Consider the following 18186-nt stretch of genomic DNA (forward strand, 5'->3'; position numbering starts at 1 on the left):
AGATGCTTCCTGGTACTGGGAGGTTGTTTCCTGCCTGCACTTATACATTCGCAAAGCGATTTTGGCAAAAAAAAGGTTAAAAATCCATATTTATTTGATATATCAATTATATTTGTGTCAAACAAATAAATGAATGCAACTAGCGCTCCCGTCGGAAACGATATTTCACTCCATAGAAAGCACCATTAAGGAATATCGAAGATTTGCTCAGCAGAACATCTCCGAAAAAATAAAGGATATGACATTAGATCAGGGAATGGTTCTCATTTTTCTCAACGAATATCCGGAGCTGACACAAAAGGAAATCGCCGAATTGGTATTCAAGGATAACGGGTCTATGACCCGAATGATCAACACCATGGTTCAAAAAAAATATTTGAAACGTTCCATACACAAAGAGGACCGGAGACGGTATAAAATTGAAATCACCGACAAGGGGATGGAAGTATTGCAACTTCTGCCCCCAATCATACATCATAACAGAAATTCATCACTAAAAGGAATCACAAAAAACGAAATCACGCAATTGGAAAATACCTTAAACAAGATAAGGACCAATTGCCTAAAAAAAACGAAATCATGAAAACTGCAAACACCCTTTCCCTTGTTCTAGCCCTTTTTCTCCTTCTTCTCTCCTATTGCACACAGGCTCAGGAGAACCCGGCCCCATTGACTCGACAAGAACGGCAAACCGTCTTGGATTCCATTGCCAGTAAACTTGACCAAAATTATGTCTTCCCCGAGATGGCCACCCAAATGATCGAAAACCTCCGAACCAGGCAAGGTAAAGGAGCTTACAAGGATATTCGCGATCCCCAGGAGTTTGCCGCGCTGCTCACCACCGACCTGCAAGCCGTAAGTAAGGACAAACATCTACGGGTGTCTTTTGAACCCAGGCAAATTGCCGAACAACAACAGACCGTAACCGCGGAAGACAGCATCGCCTATTTGAATCGTTATATTGCGAGTCTAAAACGAGGTAATTTTGGTTTCAAGGAATTGAAAATCCTTGAGGGGAATATTGGCTATCTAGATCTGCGCAGCTTTTCAAATGTGGAATATGGAGGGGAAACGGCCGTGTCCGCCATGAATTTCTTAAGTAATACCGATGCGATGATCATTGACCTTCGCAACAACGGAGGCGGCAGTCCGGCGATGATACAACTCATCACGAGTTATCTCTTTGGTAGCGATCCCGTTCATTTGAACAACTTCTACTGGCGCCCCACCGATTCCAACTCCCAGACATGGACTCTGCCCCATGTGTCCGGCAAACGCAGTCCGGATACCCCGGTCTATGTGTTGACAAGTCCCAATACCTTCTCCGCAGCGGAGGAGTTCAGCTACAATCTCAAGAATCTGGAACGTGCCACCTTAATCGGGAAAACCACGGGAGGGGGCGCCCATCCTGGTGGTTCTGTTGTGGCTACCGATCGATTTACCATCTGGGTTCCAACGGGTCGCGCCATCAACCCCATTACCAATACGAACTGGGAGGGAACCGGAGTGAGTCCGCATATTGAGGTTCCTGTGCAGGAGGCGTTGGAGGTCGCCCATATCAAAGCCCTTGAAAGTTTAATGGAGCAGCAGACCGACGAAGAACGCAAAGCGTTTTATGAATGGCCGATTACCCGATTGAAGGCTCTGAAAAATCCCGTACGTTTAGATGTGACGACCCTTCAAACCTTTGTCGGAAGTTATGGCCCCCGCAAAATAAGTATGGAAAACGGTACACTGTTTTATCAAAGGGACAATGGAACAAAATATGAACTGTACCCCTACGGCGATCGTGAGTTCATGTTAAAAGGGTTGGACAGTTTTCGCATCCGTTTTATCACGGAAGGCGACCAAGTACGCGCGCTGCAGGGATTGTATAGCAATGGCCGTACAGACAAAAATCACAAAGACAAGGAATAAGGCTACACTCATTTCGTTCAGATTGCTACCGCTGTTTAAGATAGTTTCGGAAATTATGGAGTGAACTGTTATGACCTGTGTGGCCAAGGGTATAATCATACTAAAAAAAGCGCTGATTACAGGATATTATTGGCGTACGTAAAATGCCTTTGGTGATTGCCCGATAGCCTCTTACCGACGCTCTGATAGAGTAGTTGTATATCTCCAAAAACATCTAAAGTAGATATCCAATAGCCGGTTTCAGACCTGTCAAACGGCGTTTGGGCTAAAGAAAACGATTGGTTTAGTGAAAACCATCGGAATATAAAAGAACCTCCATTACAGCGTTACCCATACCTTTCCTACGATAATAAATAGTATCATGACTTTATAAGAAGAAGTCTTGAGCGAGAAATGAGAAGCATCATATATCCGTTGCCGTGTCTACCATGACATAAAATCGCTTTACCAGTTTTACATCAGTAGTAAATAGTAATCTGTCGTAATTTACTTACAGAAATATTAACACAATACTTTTCTTTAAACTGCGTTGAATTACACGCGTTAAGTAAAGTTTCCCTTGTTGTTCGAACAACGGAAAAGTACATCCACTTTGAGTGGTGATTTCAATAAGAACAACAATCAATGGGCCGAATCTTAACCCAATCCCATATCAACACTTTAGATATAATACATGAAGTCAACCAAAATCATTATCCTGGTGTTTCTTACAGGTCTTTTTCAAAGTTGCGCCACGACCCGTTACAAACCTATTAACCCTACGGCGCTTACCTATCGGTCTGAAAATTCTACCGATAACCTAATCTTGGAATATAGATACAATCTCTTAAAAGATAAATATGCAAAAAAGGAATTGAAGAAAAGCATTAGGGTAGTTGCAATCAAAGTTATTAATAATTCCAATAAAGACATCATTTTTGGTAAGGACGTCTATCTTACCTTCATGGATGGTAGTGAAGTTGAAATACTTCCTTCCAACATAGCTTTCAAAAAGCTAAGGCAAGGAACCGCGGAATACTTACTATATTTATTGTTAACACCTGTGAATCTTTATATTGGGAATACCGAACAAGGTAGGGATAATACCACGGTAATTCCTATTGGCTTGGGCTTGGGCCCTGGATTATCTTTTGGAAATATGATTGCCGCCGGTTCTGCCAATCAGAAATTTAAGGCTAACCTTTTCGAAAACAATCTTGTAAATACTACTATCGGCAAAGGAAAAACTGTATACGGTTTGGTAGCCATTAAAACCCAGAGCCAAAGGGCACTTACTATCAAGACCTTCAAGCAAGACATTGTAGAGCCGGTAGCGTTTCCGGAAAACTAACCGCCTGAAATCAAAATCTGGTTCTCTAATGCGGTATGCCGGGCAAGCCTTCGGGTTTTTTGGTTTGCCAATTGAAGGACTCGGCCTTTTGAGGTATAGGCCAAACCTCATCCAAGGTATTGGCTTCGTACACCCTCCCGTTTTTGATAACATGCGTGAGCGTTTTGGTATGACGCAAGTTCTCCAACGGGTTTTTTTCCAAAATCAATAGGTCCGCCAACTTGCCAACTTCCAAGCTGCCCAGGTCCCCATCCAGTCCTATGGCCTCCGCTCCCGTAATGGTTGCCACCCTTAGTGCATCATGATTATCCATACCCCCACTGGCCACTGACCACAGTTCCCAATGAAAGCCAAGGCCCTGTAACTGTCCGTGACTGCCGATACCGGCCAAACCACCTGCTTCGACCAGTGCTGTCATAAACTCGGCGTGTTTCTTGAACACGTGTTCCTCGTCCATAAACCAGCCTGGCCGTCTTCGACTCTTTCGCGCCAGTTCCTTGTAGGGCGTGAAATACTGTAGCTTTTTATCGCCCCAAACGTTTTCCCTGGAGTAATAGTAGTTCTCCGCCCACGGGCCACCGTAGGAAACCAACAGGGTGGGAGTCACCGCCATCTGTGATTCCGCTACTGTTTTAATCACATCCTCATATATGGGATAAATAGGAAGGGAATGCTCGTGCCCTGGATACCCATCTATCAACTGGGTCATGTTCAGTTTAAAATCGAGTCCGCCTTCGGTAGTAGGCATTAATTTCAATTCCTTACAGGCTTCGATGACCCACTGCCGCTGTTGGCGGTTCCCTACCAAGTACATTTTAATGGTCTTGGTATCGAAATAATCGCTATACTGTTTTAGCACTTCCTTGGTCTGCTCCAAACTTTCCAACTGATAGCCCCAAAAGCCCAATCCGGGACCGGTACTATAAATCCGTGGACCATCGACCATCCCCGCTTCTACCATATCGGCGTAGGTCAGGACATCGGTAGTACCCGTTTGGGGATCTCGCGTAGTCGTGACCCCATAGGCAAGGTTGGCAGCATACATCCATACCTGGTTTTTGTGTATGGTCCAAGCCGGGCGTAAATGGGCATGGGTATCTACGAAGCCGGGAGTTAGGGTTTTGCCAGAGACGTCGATTTCTTCGGTGCCTTGAGGAACTGTAAGACTACCGGAAGAACCTATTGCCTTGATCCGATTGTTCTCTATCAGGATATCGCCATTTTCAATGACTTCCTTGCCTTTCATGGTGATGATTCGGCCGCCTTTCAACAAAAGCGTTCCCCTCGGGGTATCCTTTTTATAGAACACCCTGATCTTAAATTCCTCCGCGTTGAACTTGGGATCTTTTTTATCCGTATCCTCTTTTTTATCCGTATCGGTGGTATCTTGCGTTTTCCCGGAATCCTTCAGTTCTTTTTCTTTCTTCTTCGCCGTGGCCAAACTGTCGGCAAATTGCCTCCCTGCCAAAACATCGTATCGAAAGTGGCTGCTGCCCAACGACCAATGTACCCTTTTACTATCGGAAGACCAATAAGGGAATTCGCCCCCAATGACCGTTAATTTCATTGCTGGAAAGGCGGCTTTATCGGCTTTTGCCAAAGAAACGGTGGGCGTTTTTCCATAACGTGGAATCGTTGCCACATAGATATCGTTATTGATTTTCGCCAAAACCGATTTGCCATCGGGCGAGATTCGTATTTCATCGGGCTTGGAAGATTTATCCTTGTCATCGGCTTCTTGTTTGGTGGGCAGTACATGATGTTCATCCAACAAATCCTGAGATCCGTAGGTCACGATTCCCTTTAATTTAATGTGTTCCTTTTCATCGGTTCCATCCCACCTGATAGACAGTAGTCCCTTCTCCGGATTGTTCAAATACACCCGGTCATCGGTTTTGATAAAATGGGGTTGCACCCGACCCTTCGATTTATCGATCATATTGATAGGGCCTCCCTTGGAATCAATCCAGACCAAATCTTCGAACATGCGTCTAGAGTAGAGTCCCAATAAATCTTGAAAGCTTTGGGTAGTGCCCCGATGAAAAGCAATTCGGTCGGATTTATAGGACCATTCGGGATAGGTGTACAGCCCGGTTTGACGCGTTAATTCTACTGGGCGCGGTCTTCCTTCGACATTCACTTTCATCACGTGGCCACCACCTTCTTTCCAAGTGGTAAAAGCGATAAATTTGCCATCGGGGGACCAAGCGGGATGTGCTTCGATATAATTATGATCGGTCAAACGCCTTGGGGTGCCGTTAGGGAAATCCATCACATACAATCGATTCAAGGCAGTGAAAGCCAATCGGGATCCATCAGGGGACGGTTTGGCATCCCGAATCTGTGTGGCCAAGGCTTCCTCAGCGTCCTCGATAGGATATTTGAAGGCCAAACGAGGTCCCATATCGATTTGTACATCGGCAGTGAAAGGTATTTCGACCGCTGTATTGGTTTCCAAGGAAATGGAATAGATCTTTCCGCCATAGGAAGCAATGAGGTTTTTACTGTCGGGCGTGAACGACATGGCTGGCAACACCCCCAGGGGTGCAATCGATTCCTGCTCGTCGCGTTGCACCGGATACGCCAACCACCGTTCATCACCGGTATTTAAATCCCGTAGTACCAAACCCGTCTCGGCCTCGAAACGGGAACCGTAGACCAGCCACTTCCCATCGGGAGATAAGGTAGGCGTAAAAGCGGATCCATATTTAGAGGTAATCACGGCCATATCACCATCCTCCATATCATAGGTACCTATTTGGTATTGGGGCAGTTGCGCGTTATAGTTCCAAGCGTTGCGACGTTGCGAAAAATAGAGTAGCTTGCCATCGGCACTGAAGGCTGGATCGATAAGCTTCAGCTCTTTTGGCTTGTCGACCAATTGGCTACCGCCACCGCCATCCCTATGATAGATATGGGGTTTAATATTTCGACGACCCTTGACGCCCACCAGGTAATCTCCATCAGGTGTCCATTCCGCAGAGAAGAAATTGTGTTTCTTTTCTTCCGTGATCTGTTTTTGTTCTTTGGTAGCCAAATCCATGGTCCAGATATTGTCTGAACCGCTCTTATCGGAAATATAGACCAACGTCTTCCCATCGGGGCTATACCTCGGATGCACATCGTAGGGCATCCCAGCTGTAATGCGGGTCGCCTTTCCACCCGTTATTGGAATCGTGTACAAGTCCCCCATCAAATCAAAAACGACGGTCCTCCCGTCGGGGCTTACGTCCAACGAAATCCAGGTACCCTTGTCGGTACTAAAGGAGACCGTTCGTTCCGGTTCCAACGGAAGTTCTTCCGTCGCTTTTTTAAGGGTATCGTTTTCGAGGGTTTGCTGTTGGGCAAAAATTGAGTTAAGGCTACATAACCCCCATAGGGCTATGAGCAAAAAGTGGTTGCAAGTGCGCATGAACGGTTCGTTTTAAAAGAATAGGCTAAATATAACCATTGCACCCTAACCCCCAAACACAAAAAAGGCCCTGAACATGTCCAGGGCCTCATACTTTCGATGGGTTACAGTTACTCCTCGGAATCACCCTTCTCCGAAAAATTGGTTATTCCATGGTCATGGAGTATGTTGTACCATTGAATTACTTTTTTGATGTCGCTCGGGTACACGCGATCTTCATCGTAATCGGGTAGCACCTCGAAAAAATATTCCTCCAGTTTTATTTTGTCTTCTTTATGACCAATGGAGGTTTTGCCTCCTTTTTCTTTCACTTGAATATTTAGGAACACTTGACGAAGTGGAATTTCCTCCTCCAAGGTATAAATTGCGATTTCCGAAAGAACGCTCACATTGTTTCGTAAACCCACGGTCACTTTCTTGCCATCGAGCAACGATTCCGCCACAAATCCCGTGCGTGTTTGCGTTACTAATTTGAACAGCCCTGGTTTGCCTCCAATGGCCAATATTTTTTCTAAACCCATTTTCCTTTTAAAAATTCGAACGCAAATATGCTATTTTTTAACTGATTCCCCACCTATCCCCTTGCTTTTTTCAGCTCAGGGAAACGCATTCGGTAATCCACTAAAATCTTTCCTTGCGAGATATTCTTCAAGCGTCCCTTTAATAAGCGTCTTTTTAGGGGCGATAATTTATCGGTAAAAAGTATTCCTTGTATATGGTCGTATTCATGTTGAATTACCCTTGCAAGAAGCCCATCATAGGTCTCCCTATGTGGTTTGAAATTTTCGTCGAGATACGATATCGTAATCGTGTCTTTTCTTTTGACATCTTCCCGTATGTCCGGGATGCTGAGACAACCTTCGTTAAAAGTCCATTCATCACCTTTCTCCTGCTCTATTTCGGCATTGATAAATACCTTCTTAAAACCGTTCAGGGCCCGCTGTTCTTCTTTTGACAAATCCTCATCATCGGCAAAAGGGGTAGTATCGACCAAAAAAAGACGAATGGGGAGTCCTATCTGTGGAGCCGCCAATCCAACACCATTTGCATTGTACATCGTCTCCCACATGTTCTCGACCAACGCTTTTAGGTTAGGGTAATCTTTGTCTATCCCGGCCGCCACCTTGCGCAACACGGGATCTCCGTAGGCAATAATCGGTAAAGTCATTCAATACGGTTTAAGTAGGCCTGCAAAATCAATGTGGCACTGATCTCATCTACCAAAGCCTTGTTTCTTCTTTTCTTTTTTTTTACTCCGCCCTCTATCATCGACCGAACGGCTAATTTTGAGGTGAAGCGTTCGTCCTGTCGTTCGATCGGTATCTGTGGGAACAATTTCGTCAATCTCTTGATAACAGGTTGAATCAGGGCTTCCGATTCGGATGGGGTATTGTCCATCTGCTTAGGCTCCCCTATTACAAAGCCCGTTACGTTTTCGGTCTTGGTATAGTCCTTTAGGAAGCTAAACAGCTCGTGGGTGGGAACGGTTGTCAAACCGGATGCGATCAGTTGCAACTCATCGGTAATCGCAATTCCGGTTCTTTTCTTTCCATAATCCAAGGCTACAATTCTTCCCACCATCAATTTTTTGGCAAAAATAGCCCATAAATTGTTATAAGTATAAAATTGAAAGCCGAATTCATTCATCACCTCCTATATTTGCAGAAATTTTACGCGCAAGCATGACCGAAACAAGAACAATCATAGAAAATGCCTGGGAAAACCGGGAGCTTTTAAAGGAATCGACCACACAGGCAGCCATCCGCAAGGTGATTGGCCTATTGGATGTCGGTAAATTGCGTTGTGCAGAACCGACCGAACACGGCTGGCAAATTAACGAATGGGTCAAAAAGGGCGTAGTGCTCTACTTTCCGATACAAAAAATGGAAACTTTGGAAACGGGAATCTTCGAATACCACGACAAAATACCGTTGAAACGAGGCTATGCGGAAAAAGGAATCCGCGTGGTACCGCACGCCGTGGCAAGGCACGGGGCCTTCATTGCTTCCGGTACCATTTTGATGCCCAGCTATGTAAATATCGGTGCCTATGTAGACGAGGGAACCATGGTTGATACCTGGGCAACCGTCGGTAGCTGTGCCCAAATAGGCAAAAACGTCCATTTAAGTGGGGGGGTCGGAATCGGCGGCGTATTGGAGCCATTACAGGCCGCACCCGTCATCATTGAGGACAATGCCTTTATCGGCTCAAGATGTATTGTAGTCGAAGGGGTTCGAGTTGAACAAGAGGCAGTTCTTGGGGCCAATGTGGTATTGACGGCATCGACCAAAATAATCGACGTTACAGGAGAAGATCCTATAGAATTAAAAGGTAGGGTCCCCGCCCGCTCGGTTGTTATACCAGGGAGCTACACCAAGCAATTCCCTGCCGGGGAATATCAAGTGCCTTGCGCTTTGATAATTGGCACCCGAAAAGAGAGCACCAATAAAAAGACTTCTTTGAACGATGCGCTAAGGGAATATGATGTAGCCGTTTAGTTTTTTGTAGGAATTTTATAATGAAACATACTTTTTTTCCGTTTTTTCTGTTATAATTTTGTTACCAAACCGAGACACCTACTTATTAGCAGCGTCATGAACAACCAAAAAGAGAAAATATCGGCATTGATTATCTCCTACAATGAGATTGGATATATCGAAAAATGTGTTGAATCGGTCACCTTCGCCGATGAAATTATCGTAGTGGATTCCTACAGTACCGACGGCACCTATGAATACCTAAAAAACCATCCCAAGGTAAGGGTCATTCAACATCCTTTCTCGAATTTTACCTTACAAAAAGCCTATGCCCTAAAGCAGGCGCAAAACGACTGGGTATTGTTTTTGGATGCGGATGAAGTGGTGTCGGAAGATTTAAAAAACGAAATTATAGCTACCGTAAACAGTGATACCGATATTGCGGCTTACTGGTTCTATCGAAGGTTTATGTTCCAAAACAGTCCGTTGCACTTTAGCGGATGGCAAACCGATAAGAATTACCGGCTTTTCAGAAAAAGCAAGGCACAATTCTCCGATAAGAAAATCGTACATGAAACCCTTGATGTGGATGGGAAATCTGGTATCCTTAAGGAGAAATTGACCCATTATTGTTACAAGAATTACGAGGACTATAAGGGCAAGATGCTTCGTTATGGTAGACTAAAGGCCAAGGAATCTTTTTACAGGGAAAAACAATTCAACTATATTTCCTACGTCGTCAAGCCCCTTTGGAAATTCTTTAATCACTACGTTATCAGGCTCGGTTTTCTCGATGGCAGGAAGGGAATCATCATTTCCTATCTCAATGCCCTTTCCGATTTGGAGCGTTTCAGGGAACTAAAGAAATTGGAGAAAAAGAACGAGCTTGCCTATTACCTGCTGATGCCATAATAGGTCCAGACACTTTTCTTTTGCCTAACTTCCTTACGGATTACCTGATTCTTAGCAATGGCCTCCGGGGTCTTGTAGCCCCGCTCATGGTCTAAATGCACACATACTGCGCTATAGCGCAATTGCTTTGACTTTACTCCATAATTTAATAGTCGTTCCCCAAATTCCCTATCTTCCCCACCATATTGCATACGCTCATCGAATCCGTTGACGTTTAGGATGTCTTTTTTCCAACCCGATGAGTTGTGCCCGTTCCAACTTGCATTTGTAGGGGTTACGGCGTTGAAAAATTTGGAAATGAATCCTCTAGCGGTAAGCTTATTGTTTTTAAACGTTTTAGGAATGCCCATCTCCTTTAACCATTGAATGTTAAAACAGTTTTGTTTTCTAATATCCTCCTTGGTAATGGCAAGCGAGATATTCATAGGCAGCATATAATAGCCACCGGAAATGAAATACCCGGGTTCCTTGTTGATGTAATGTACCTGCACAAAATCCTCCCTTGGAATACAATCCCCATCAGTCATAATAATGTACTCCGCCCTACATTCCAAAATAGCCTTATTGAGGATTCTACACTTTTGAAAACCATCGTCTTCCTGCCACACATGTTTGATCTGGAAAGACAATTCATTTCGTAGCCGATAGATAAGTTCCTTGGTTTCATAGGTAGAACCATCATCTGCCACTACAACCTCAAAATCTTTATAGGTCTGGTAGTGAAACCCCCATAAAACCTTCTCTAACCATTCGGGCTTATTATAGGTACTAACGATGACACTGACAGTGCTCATTAAATTGGATTGTGATGGTTTTTTACAAATGTAGTTTTTTGAAGACGATCGCCAAACTAATTAAAAACTTAAAAACACCTGCCATTTTCCGATGTGGTAAATTAGCTATCTTTACCCTCGACAATGGTAGTTCGGAGATCCCTATGAAGTTCCTGGTAATACAACAAAAAATGATTGGCGATGTTCTGACCAGTACCATTATCTGTGAAAACCTAAGACATTTATATCCCGACGGCGAGATTCATTTTATAGCGAATGAGAGTACCTTGCCGGTACTTCAAAACAACCCTGATATTGATAAAATAATCACCTTCAAAAATGAGCATCGTACCAATAAAAGGGCCTTATACCGTTTCTTAAAAAAGATAAAAAAGGAAAGGTATGACGCTGTTATCGATGCATACGGGAAATTGGAAAGCAACCTGATGACTTATTTTTCAGGGGCCAAGTACAAGATTTCACATCATAAATGGTATACCCAATGGCTCTACACGGATACTGTGGAAGAAAATCTTCATCCAAACAAGAGCCTACCACTGGCCGTAGAGAATCGATTGCAGCTATTGAATCCGTTATTGGGGCATAAAAATCAATTCCAGACGCGTCCGAAAATCTATCTTTCACAGAGCGAAGTCGATTCGGCTTCCACTAAAATAGATAGGGTTCGCACGTACCGAGGACAAAAGATAGTGATGATCAGTATCCTAGGAAGTAGTAATTTAAAAACCTATCCGGCCGAATACATGGCCAAGGTCATAGACACCATCGCGGATAACACCCGAGTAAGGTTACTTTTTAATTATATTCCCAGTCAGGAAAAAGAAGCGAGGACTATTTTTGACAAATGCAAGCCAACCACCCGAGAAAAAGTTGCTTTTGATTTTTATGCTCCATCCCTCAGGGATTTTATTGTTTTGTTGTCGCAATGCAACGCTTTGATTGGAAACGAAGGCGGAGCCGTAAACATGGCGAAAGCGTTGAATGTACCCACCTTCTGTATTTTTAGCCCGTTCATTATAAAGGGAGCATGGCATAACGAAACTGGAAAAGAACATCATGGGGAGCATCTCAAAGACTACCGCCCGGAACTTTTTACAGGTCTTAACAAGAAGGACATCAAAGAAAACATAGCAACATTATATCAAGCCTTTGAACCCGATCTTTTCAAAATAAATCTGGTCGATTTTCTCGATACATATTGTAAAGAATAAGGTATGAACAAAACTCCAACGAAAAAGCACCGATACGATGTTGCCATCATCATTGTCAACTACAACTCATCGGAGTATACCATTCAATGCATAGAAAGGGTATTGGAAAAAAGCAAAAGCCCCTTATCCCTACAGATTATCATAGTCGATAATGCATCAGAGGAAAAAGATTTTACATTTCTTCAAAATTTTATCTTTAAGTTAAATAGCGAAAAAGTCATCCTTCATCGAAGCAGGATCAATACTGGTTTTGGTGGTGGAAACATGTATGGGGTACAGCAAGCCAATGCCGAATACTATCTTTTTTTGAATAATGATACCCTCTTGATGAATGATGCAGTCAGCTACTGTCATGATTTCATGGAAAAGACGGAGGATGCGGCTGTTTGTGGTGCCCAAATTTACAATGAGTATCATAAAAAAGAGGTTAGTTTTGACCATTTCACCTCTTTTGCCCGGGAGGTTTTCGGAAAAAAGGCGATTGAATCCCTGCTTTCCAAACCCGATAGAAGAAAGACCTATACAAATCCCATTGCCGTAGATTACGTAAATGGAAGTTTTATGTTTTTTCGTGCTTCGGACTTTAATGCCGTAGGCGGCTTCGACACCAACATATTCCTCTATTTCGAAGAAAGTGATATTTGCCATAGACTAAGGAAAAATGGCAGGTACACCTATTTTTTACCCACGCCATCCTACCTGCATTATCAAGGAAAGAGTATCGATAAAACCGGAATACCTATCGCCACAAAAATCGAATTGAAGACCTCGATGTTCTACGTGATACGGAAAAACTACGGATATCTACACTACCAATTGCTTCGACTGTTCTTTGTCTTTCGGTACGGACTTACCACTTTGATAAAACCCAAATACGCCCCGCTTTTTCACCGTATCCTAATTGGACTACCCCTCGGAAAATCCTTGAAACAAAAACAGCAAATCCGTGACTGATGTGATGAAGTGATTCGGGGAGAATGTATTTTATCGTTATAAATGGTATGCAAACAAAAGAAAACCTTTCCGGGGAAATCAACAAGGCAATCCAAGTTCTGGAAAAAGGGGGCCTCATAGTTTACCCTACCGATACGATTTGGGGCATCGGTTGCGATGCGACCAACGAGGATGCAGTGGAGAGAATCTACCAACTAAAAAAAAAGGAAGACACCAAAACACTCAGTTGCCTGGTGGCGAATGACTTTATGCTCGAAAAGTATTTGGAAAAAGTTCCTGAGATAGCCTACGATATCATTGACCTAAGCGAAAAGCCCGTAACTATTATTTATGACAAACCGAAGGGTGTGGCCAAAAATCTAATCCCCCCGGATAATACGCTGGCCATACGGGTTGCATCCGACAAGTTTTGCCGGTATCTCATCAATAAATTCGGAAAGCCTTTGGTAGCTACCGATGCGAACATTTCAGGGCGACCAACTCCCCTGGATTTTCAAGAAATCGATGAAGCGATTTTAAAAGGTGCCGACTATGTGGTAAATTTGAACCGCAACCAGAAAACCGGAACACCCTCGTCTATCATTAAATTAGGCAATGACAGCACTGTAAAAATAATTAGGGAGTGACCATATCAAAAATAAAATCACTTATCCTCCCTTTTTCCTCCTGACAAGCCAGAAAGAGGAACAGAATGGTCACCTTGTGTCTGCAAAAATAAAGTAGCAAAGAAAGACACGGATACATAAAACCGAGGGCAATTCCACAGCCGATATGTCGATAAAAAACTACAAACAAGCCTTAAAAAGTCCGGTCTTTGAAATTGTCCAGGCGTCCGCCCACGAATTGGGTGTCGATAGTTACGTAATCGGGGGGTTTGTTCGCGATTACCTCTTAAAAAGGGGAATGCCCAAAGACATCGATATTGTAGCAGTGGGCAGTGGTATCGCCCTTGCCAAAAGGGTGGCATCCAAATTAAAGGGGAATCCCCACGTATCGGTCTTTAAGAATTTCGGGACGGCCATGATCAAACACGGAGATCTGGAACTCGAGTTTGTGGGTGCCCGAAAGGAAAGTTATGACCGCAGCAGTAGAAAACCGGTTGTAGAAGACGGCACCCTTGAAGATGATCAAAAAAGAAGGGACTTTACCATTAACGCCTTAGCGCTATCTTTACAGGAAAAGAACTTTGGAAACCTACTCGATCCCTTCGATGGCTTAGGTGACCTCGAAAGAAAACTAATTCGTACGCCCCTTGATCCCGACATCACTTATTCCGATGACCCGCTGCGAATGATGCGGGCGATTCGATTTGCGACACAGTTGCGGTTCACTATTCAGATAAGGTCGTTACAGTCCATTACTGCAAATAAGGAACGTATCAATATCGTCTCCAAGGAACGCATTGTAGACGAATTACATAAAATACTGGCCAGCCAAAAACCCTCAATTGGTTTCTCATTATTGCATAAAACGGGGCTTTTATCCAATATTTTGCCTGAACTCACGGCCTTGGAAGGTATCGAGGAAATAGAGGGTCAACGTCACAAAGATAATTTTTGGCATACCTTGGAGGTGGTCGACAACATTAGTGGGAAAACCGACGACATTTGGTTGCGATGGGCGGCCTTACTGCACGATATTGGAAAAGCCCCTACCAAAAAATTCCATAAAAAAATCGGGTGGACCTTTCACGGGCACGAGTTCGTTGGCTCCAAAATGGTATATAAACTCTTTAAACGTCTCAGGATGCCCTTGAACGACAAAATGAGATTTGTTCAAAAAATGGTATTGATGAGCTCCCGACCCATTGTATTATCGGAAGACTATGTCACCGATTCGGCTGTACGGCGTTTGGTGTACGACGCAGGAGACTATGTCGATGACTTGATGACCCTTTGTGAGGCCGATATCACAACCAAAAACCCGAAAAAACAACGCAAATACAAAAACAACTTTAAAAAAGTACGGCAAAAAATCATAGAGGTAGAAGAGCGTGACCACATTCGCAATTTTCAACCTCCGATAAGCGGCGAAGAGATTATGAGAACCTTTGATCTAAGGCCTTCCAAAGAAATCGGGGTTATCAAAGATGCGATTAAAGAAGCTATTTTGGAAGGGGAAATTCCCAATGAGTATGATGCCGCTAAAGAGTACATGCTAAAAAAAGGAATTGAGCTGGGCCTTTCCATAGCTGCGGGATAGGAGCGTTTTTCAACGCAAGATGAAGTAGCGCATTTCTTTTTTGCTATAAAAGTGACCCGTTTCGGATGGCCTCTCTATTTTATCCAAACTTGAAGTACTAAAGAAAAAGATATGGTAATTTTGCAAAAAAATTGAACCCACCGCTATGCACCTCAACTTCCGGAAAACTGCAAAAGTATCACTAGTCTTGGTTTACTTGGTCATCGCCGCGGGAGCAATTGTTCGCATGACAGGCAGCGGTATGGGCTGTCCCGACTGGCCCAAATGCTTTGGGTATTACATTCCGCCAACCGAGGCTATCGAATTACAGTGGCAATCCGGGAAGGCGTATAAAAAAGGGCAAGTTATCATCGTTGATGAGTCGCTTCAGGTAGCGAAGGAAGATTTTAATACAGGCTCCACCTATTCAGAAGCCAACTGGGAACCATATACCAAACATGAATATGCGCTATTCAATCCATGGCATACGTGGATCGAGTTCATCAACCGGCTATTGGGTGCCTTGGCCGGTTTGGCAACCTTAATTATGGCCATTGCCTCATTTCGTTTTTGGAGGAAAAAGAAAGTGGTAACGATTGTATCCGTATTGACGGTTTTGGCAATGGGTTTTCAAGCTTGGTTGGGTGCTACGGTCGTGTACTCGGTCTTGGAACCGGTAAAAATCACCATTCACATGGTCATGGCATTGATTATTGTTGCCATGTTACTTTACCTCATTTATCGAACCAAGGATCGCAGCGCAACCTTTAAATACGACAAGCCACTGGTCGTTTTTGTCGTGCTCGCGGCAATCATTACCTTGACGCAAATAATTCTGGGTACCCAAGTACGTCAGTTCGTAGACCACCAAATCGATATGGTAGGTGATACTGCCAAAAATCTATGGTTGCAAAATCCCTCCATATCATTTTACATCCATCGTTCGTATTCCATCCTAGTAGTGCTACTGAATATATACCTCGGGGTTAGAATTTACCGCAAAGGTTTGGGATACTCTAAAATAAACTGGATATTGGCGATTATCTTTTTAGAAGTGGTCAGCGGCATGCTCATGTACTATTTGGATTTTCCCTTCGCCACACAGCCTATCCACTTAATACTGGCCTCACTACTCTTTGGTACACAGTTTTATTTGGTTTTGGAAGTGCTAAATGTCAAGAAAAGTCCTAAAACTTCGTAACTTTGCCTTCACCTTAATTTGGGGCAATGATCTACAAAATCAGGATTATCTTGGATGCCGAGGAAGATATCTTTAGGGACATCGAAATCACGGCCGATAGCACTTTGGAAGAACTACACAACGCTATCTCCCAGGCCTTTGGCTTCTTGGGCAACGAGATGGCTTCTTTCTATACCTGTGATGAACAATGGAACCAAGAAGAGGAAATAGCCCTTTTCGACATGAGTGAAGGAGGCGGCCAAGCGAGGCTGATGAGCGAAACTTTGTTGGAGGATGTTGTTACCGAACAGAATCCCAAACTGATTTATGTGTACGACTTCCTGAGCATGTGGACCTTTTTCGTAGAATTGGCCGACATCGTTGAAAAGGAAGATGGCCGTGCTTATCCCAACCTGCTTTTTAGTTTTGGGGAATTACCCGATTCACCTCCCGAGAAAAGGTTCGAGGCCGACCCCACCTTTGATTTTGATGATACTTTCGAAAATTATGATGATCTCGATTTCGATGAAAATTGGAATTGATGACGACAATTAGCTTCAAAGTCATCCTACATAGAGGCCCTAATGTAAAATTCTTAAAATAAACGAATTCAATGATTAATTTGTACCCGACCCAAATTGAAACCATTTCACTGCACCGTGTGGGCAACAAAAATAAAAATGAGGGTGTTTTCCTATCCCAACAGCCATTTGCCTTGAACGACGAGACAACAGGACTACTCAAGGAATATTTTTTCAAACCCTTTCGGGAAAAAGAGGAAAACTATTTTAAACTATCCAATGAAGTAGATCTAGAGTTCAATACCTTATACAAGATAGCCTCCGAAATTTTCAACGACCCGGCTAGCATGCATAACAATTCCAAAAAGGTAGCGACCCATTTGTTCGAGCAATCAAATCACCCCCATATCAAAAGTGGCGAAGTATACATCACCTATCTAAGCAATGTGCTCTTGGATAATGTAAAAGTAGATGCCATCGGTATTTTTAAAAGCGAAGTGAAAAATGATTTTCTTCAGTTCGAGGAAAAAGGGAGCAATCTCGATATTGTGATACAGCAGGGTGTCAACGTAAACAAACTCGATAAGGGATGCCTTATTTTTAATGTAGACAAAGAAAACGGTTACAAAGTGCTTTCCGTGGACGGCAACCGATATGACACCAAATATTGGTTAGAAGATTTTCTAGGGGTCGACGTGTTGGCAGATGAAAACTTTTATACCAAGAACTACCTTAAATTTTGTCAAAACTTTGCCAAGGATGTGGTATTGCCGGCAGAAGATAAACAGCAAGAGGTATTGTTCATGAACCGGGCAGTGAACCATTTCGCAAAAAACGATGCTTTTGAAGAAAGTAATTTTTTAAACGAGGTCATCGAAAATCCTGAATTGATTCCCGAATTCAAACACTACAAAGTGGAAAAGGGGCCCAAATACAGTATTGAGGACGTGTCGAACTTTGACATTGCCAACAAGGCCGTATCCGATGCTCGAAAAAAAATCAAGAACGTCATTAATCTGGATACCAATATTCAAATAAAGATGGACTTCATCAATCCGGAATCGGCGCAAAAATTCGTAGAAAAAGGTTGGGACGAGGAACGCCAGATGTACTATTATCTAGTATACTTCAACAAAGAGGAAAAAAGTTAATCGAAGTAAACGACCTCGGGGCAAGCCTGGAACATTTTAATCCCGATCATCGAATAAAGAATTCTGAAAATGTCAAGTACAAATCCCAACTATCCTGTATTGGATTTTGGGATTTTATATTTGGAATTTGTAGAGTTGGTTTTTGG

General features: G+C 43.4%; 17 protein-coding genes. 12 read left to right on the top strand and 5 right to left on the bottom strand.

What is annotated here, in order from left to right; translation table 11 throughout:
- Window positions 1–133: 133 nt before the first annotated feature.
- The 3 genes from FK220_RS18110 to FK220_RS18120 all read left to right on the top strand — a co-directional run bounded on the left by FK220_RS18110 (window position 134) and on the right by FK220_RS18120 (window position 3247).
- Window positions 134–583 carry a MarR family winged helix-turn-helix transcriptional regulator gene (locus FK220_RS18110; protein WP_152575777.1) on the top strand — a complete coding sequence of 150 codons (450 nt, stop codon included), beginning with the start codon at window positions 134–136 and terminating at the stop codon, window positions 581–583.
- Window positions 580–1917, top strand: coding sequence for a S41 family peptidase (locus FK220_RS18115; RefSeq protein WP_152575778.1), 1338 nt, complete (start codon window positions 580–582; stop codon window positions 1915–1917). The genes FK220_RS18110 and FK220_RS18115 overlap by 4 nt, the downstream gene beginning before the upstream one ends.
- A gap of 673 nt (window positions 1918–2590) precedes the next feature.
- Entirely contained in the window at window positions 2591–3247 is a 657-nt protein-coding gene (locus FK220_RS18120; protein ID WP_152575779.1) for a hypothetical protein, read from the top strand.
- A gap of 25 nt (window positions 3248–3272) precedes the next feature.
- Here the strand turns inward: FK220_RS18120 and FK220_RS18125 are convergent, their stop codons facing one another.
- From FK220_RS18125 to ruvX, 4 genes are all read right to left on the bottom strand, one after another.
- On the bottom strand, window positions 3273–6659 hold the full coding sequence (locus FK220_RS18125; protein WP_152575780.1) for an amidohydrolase family protein: 3387 nt from the start codon (window positions 6657–6659) through the stop codon (window positions 3273–3275).
- A gap of 110 nt (window positions 6660–6769) precedes the next feature.
- The gene (locus FK220_RS18130; protein WP_152575781.1) at window positions 6770–7180 is read right to left on the bottom strand and encodes a DUF5606 family protein; all 411 of its coding nucleotides are present in this window, start codon (window positions 7178–7180) and stop codon (window positions 6770–6772) included.
- A gap of 53 nt (window positions 7181–7233) precedes the next feature.
- Window positions 7234–7827 carry a peptide deformylase gene (def, locus tag FK220_RS18135; RefSeq protein WP_152575782.1) on the bottom strand — a complete coding sequence of 198 codons (594 nt, stop codon included), beginning with the start codon at window positions 7825–7827 and terminating at the stop codon, window positions 7234–7236.
- Entirely contained in the window at window positions 7824–8237 is a 414-nt protein-coding gene (gene ruvX / locus FK220_RS18140) for a Holliday junction resolvase RuvX (protein ID WP_152575868.1), read from the bottom strand. Before ruvX ends, def begins: the two co-directional genes overlap by 4 nt.
- 104 nt (window positions 8238–8341) lie before the next feature.
- Between ruvX and FK220_RS18145 the strand changes: the two genes are divergently transcribed.
- Together FK220_RS18145 and FK220_RS18150 are read left to right on the top strand one after the other, a co-directional pair.
- The gene (locus FK220_RS18145) at window positions 8342–9157 is read left to right on the top strand and encodes a 2,3,4,5-tetrahydropyridine-2,6-dicarboxylate N-succinyltransferase (RefSeq protein WP_152575783.1); all 816 of its coding nucleotides are present in this window, start codon (window positions 8342–8344) and stop codon (window positions 9155–9157) included.
- Window positions 9158–9253: 96 nt separating this feature from the next.
- A complete protein-coding gene (locus FK220_RS18150) occupies window positions 9254–10048 on the top strand; it encodes a glycosyltransferase family 2 protein (RefSeq protein ID WP_152575784.1) in 795 nt (264 codons plus the stop codon).
- Here FK220_RS18150 and FK220_RS18155 read toward each other — a convergent pair.
- On the bottom strand, window positions 10030–10842 hold the full coding sequence (locus FK220_RS18155; protein WP_152575785.1) for a glycosyltransferase family 2 protein: 813 nt from the start codon (window positions 10840–10842) through the stop codon (window positions 10030–10032). The genes FK220_RS18150 and FK220_RS18155 overlap by 19 nt on opposite strands.
- Window positions 10843–10856: 14 nt before the next feature.
- Here FK220_RS18155 and FK220_RS18160 point away from each other — a divergent pair, with 14 nt between their 5' ends.
- The 7 genes from FK220_RS18160 (at window position 10857) to FK220_RS18190 (ending at window position 18040) form a co-directional block, all read left to right on the top strand.
- A complete protein-coding gene (locus FK220_RS18160) occupies window positions 10857–12053 on the top strand; it encodes a glycosyltransferase family 9 protein (RefSeq protein WP_238719104.1) in 1197 nt (398 codons plus the stop codon).
- 3 nt (window positions 12054–12056) lie between these two features.
- Window positions 12057–13007 (top strand): glycosyltransferase family 2 protein, encoded by a 951-nt coding sequence (locus FK220_RS18165; protein WP_152575786.1) that lies wholly within the window; start codon window positions 12057–12059, stop codon window positions 13005–13007.
- A 47-nt stretch (window positions 13008–13054) separates the two neighbouring features.
- Window positions 13055–13633 carry an L-threonylcarbamoyladenylate synthase gene (locus FK220_RS18170; RefSeq protein ID WP_152575787.1) on the top strand — a complete coding sequence of 193 codons (579 nt, stop codon included), beginning with the start codon at window positions 13055–13057 and terminating at the stop codon, window positions 13631–13633.
- Window positions 13634–13778: 145 nt separating this feature from the next.
- Window positions 13779–15209 carry a CCA tRNA nucleotidyltransferase gene (locus FK220_RS18175; RefSeq protein ID WP_152575788.1) on the top strand — a complete coding sequence of 477 codons (1431 nt, stop codon included), beginning with the start codon at window positions 13779–13781 and terminating at the stop codon, window positions 15207–15209.
- A 145-nt stretch (window positions 15210–15354) separates the two neighbouring features.
- Entirely contained in the window at window positions 15355–16389 is a 1035-nt protein-coding gene (locus FK220_RS18180; RefSeq protein ID WP_152575789.1) for a COX15/CtaA family protein, read from the top strand.
- Window positions 16390–16415: 26 nt separating this feature from the next.
- Window positions 16416–16910: an IS1096 element passenger TnpR family protein gene (locus FK220_RS18185; protein WP_152575790.1), complete on the top strand. Its 495-nt coding sequence runs from the start codon at window positions 16416–16418 to the stop codon at window positions 16908–16910.
- A gap of 71 nt (window positions 16911–16981) precedes the next feature.
- Window positions 16982–18040: a nucleoid-associated protein gene (locus FK220_RS18190; protein ID WP_152575791.1), complete on the top strand. Its 1059-nt coding sequence runs from the start codon at window positions 16982–16984 to the stop codon at window positions 18038–18040.
- Window positions 18041–18186 lie beyond the last annotated feature (146 nt).

This window comes from Pelagihabitans pacificus (assembly GCF_009371985.2).
GTDB classification, from domain to species: domain Bacteria; phylum Bacteroidota; class Bacteroidia; order Flavobacteriales; family Flavobacteriaceae; genus Pelagihabitans; species Pelagihabitans pacificus.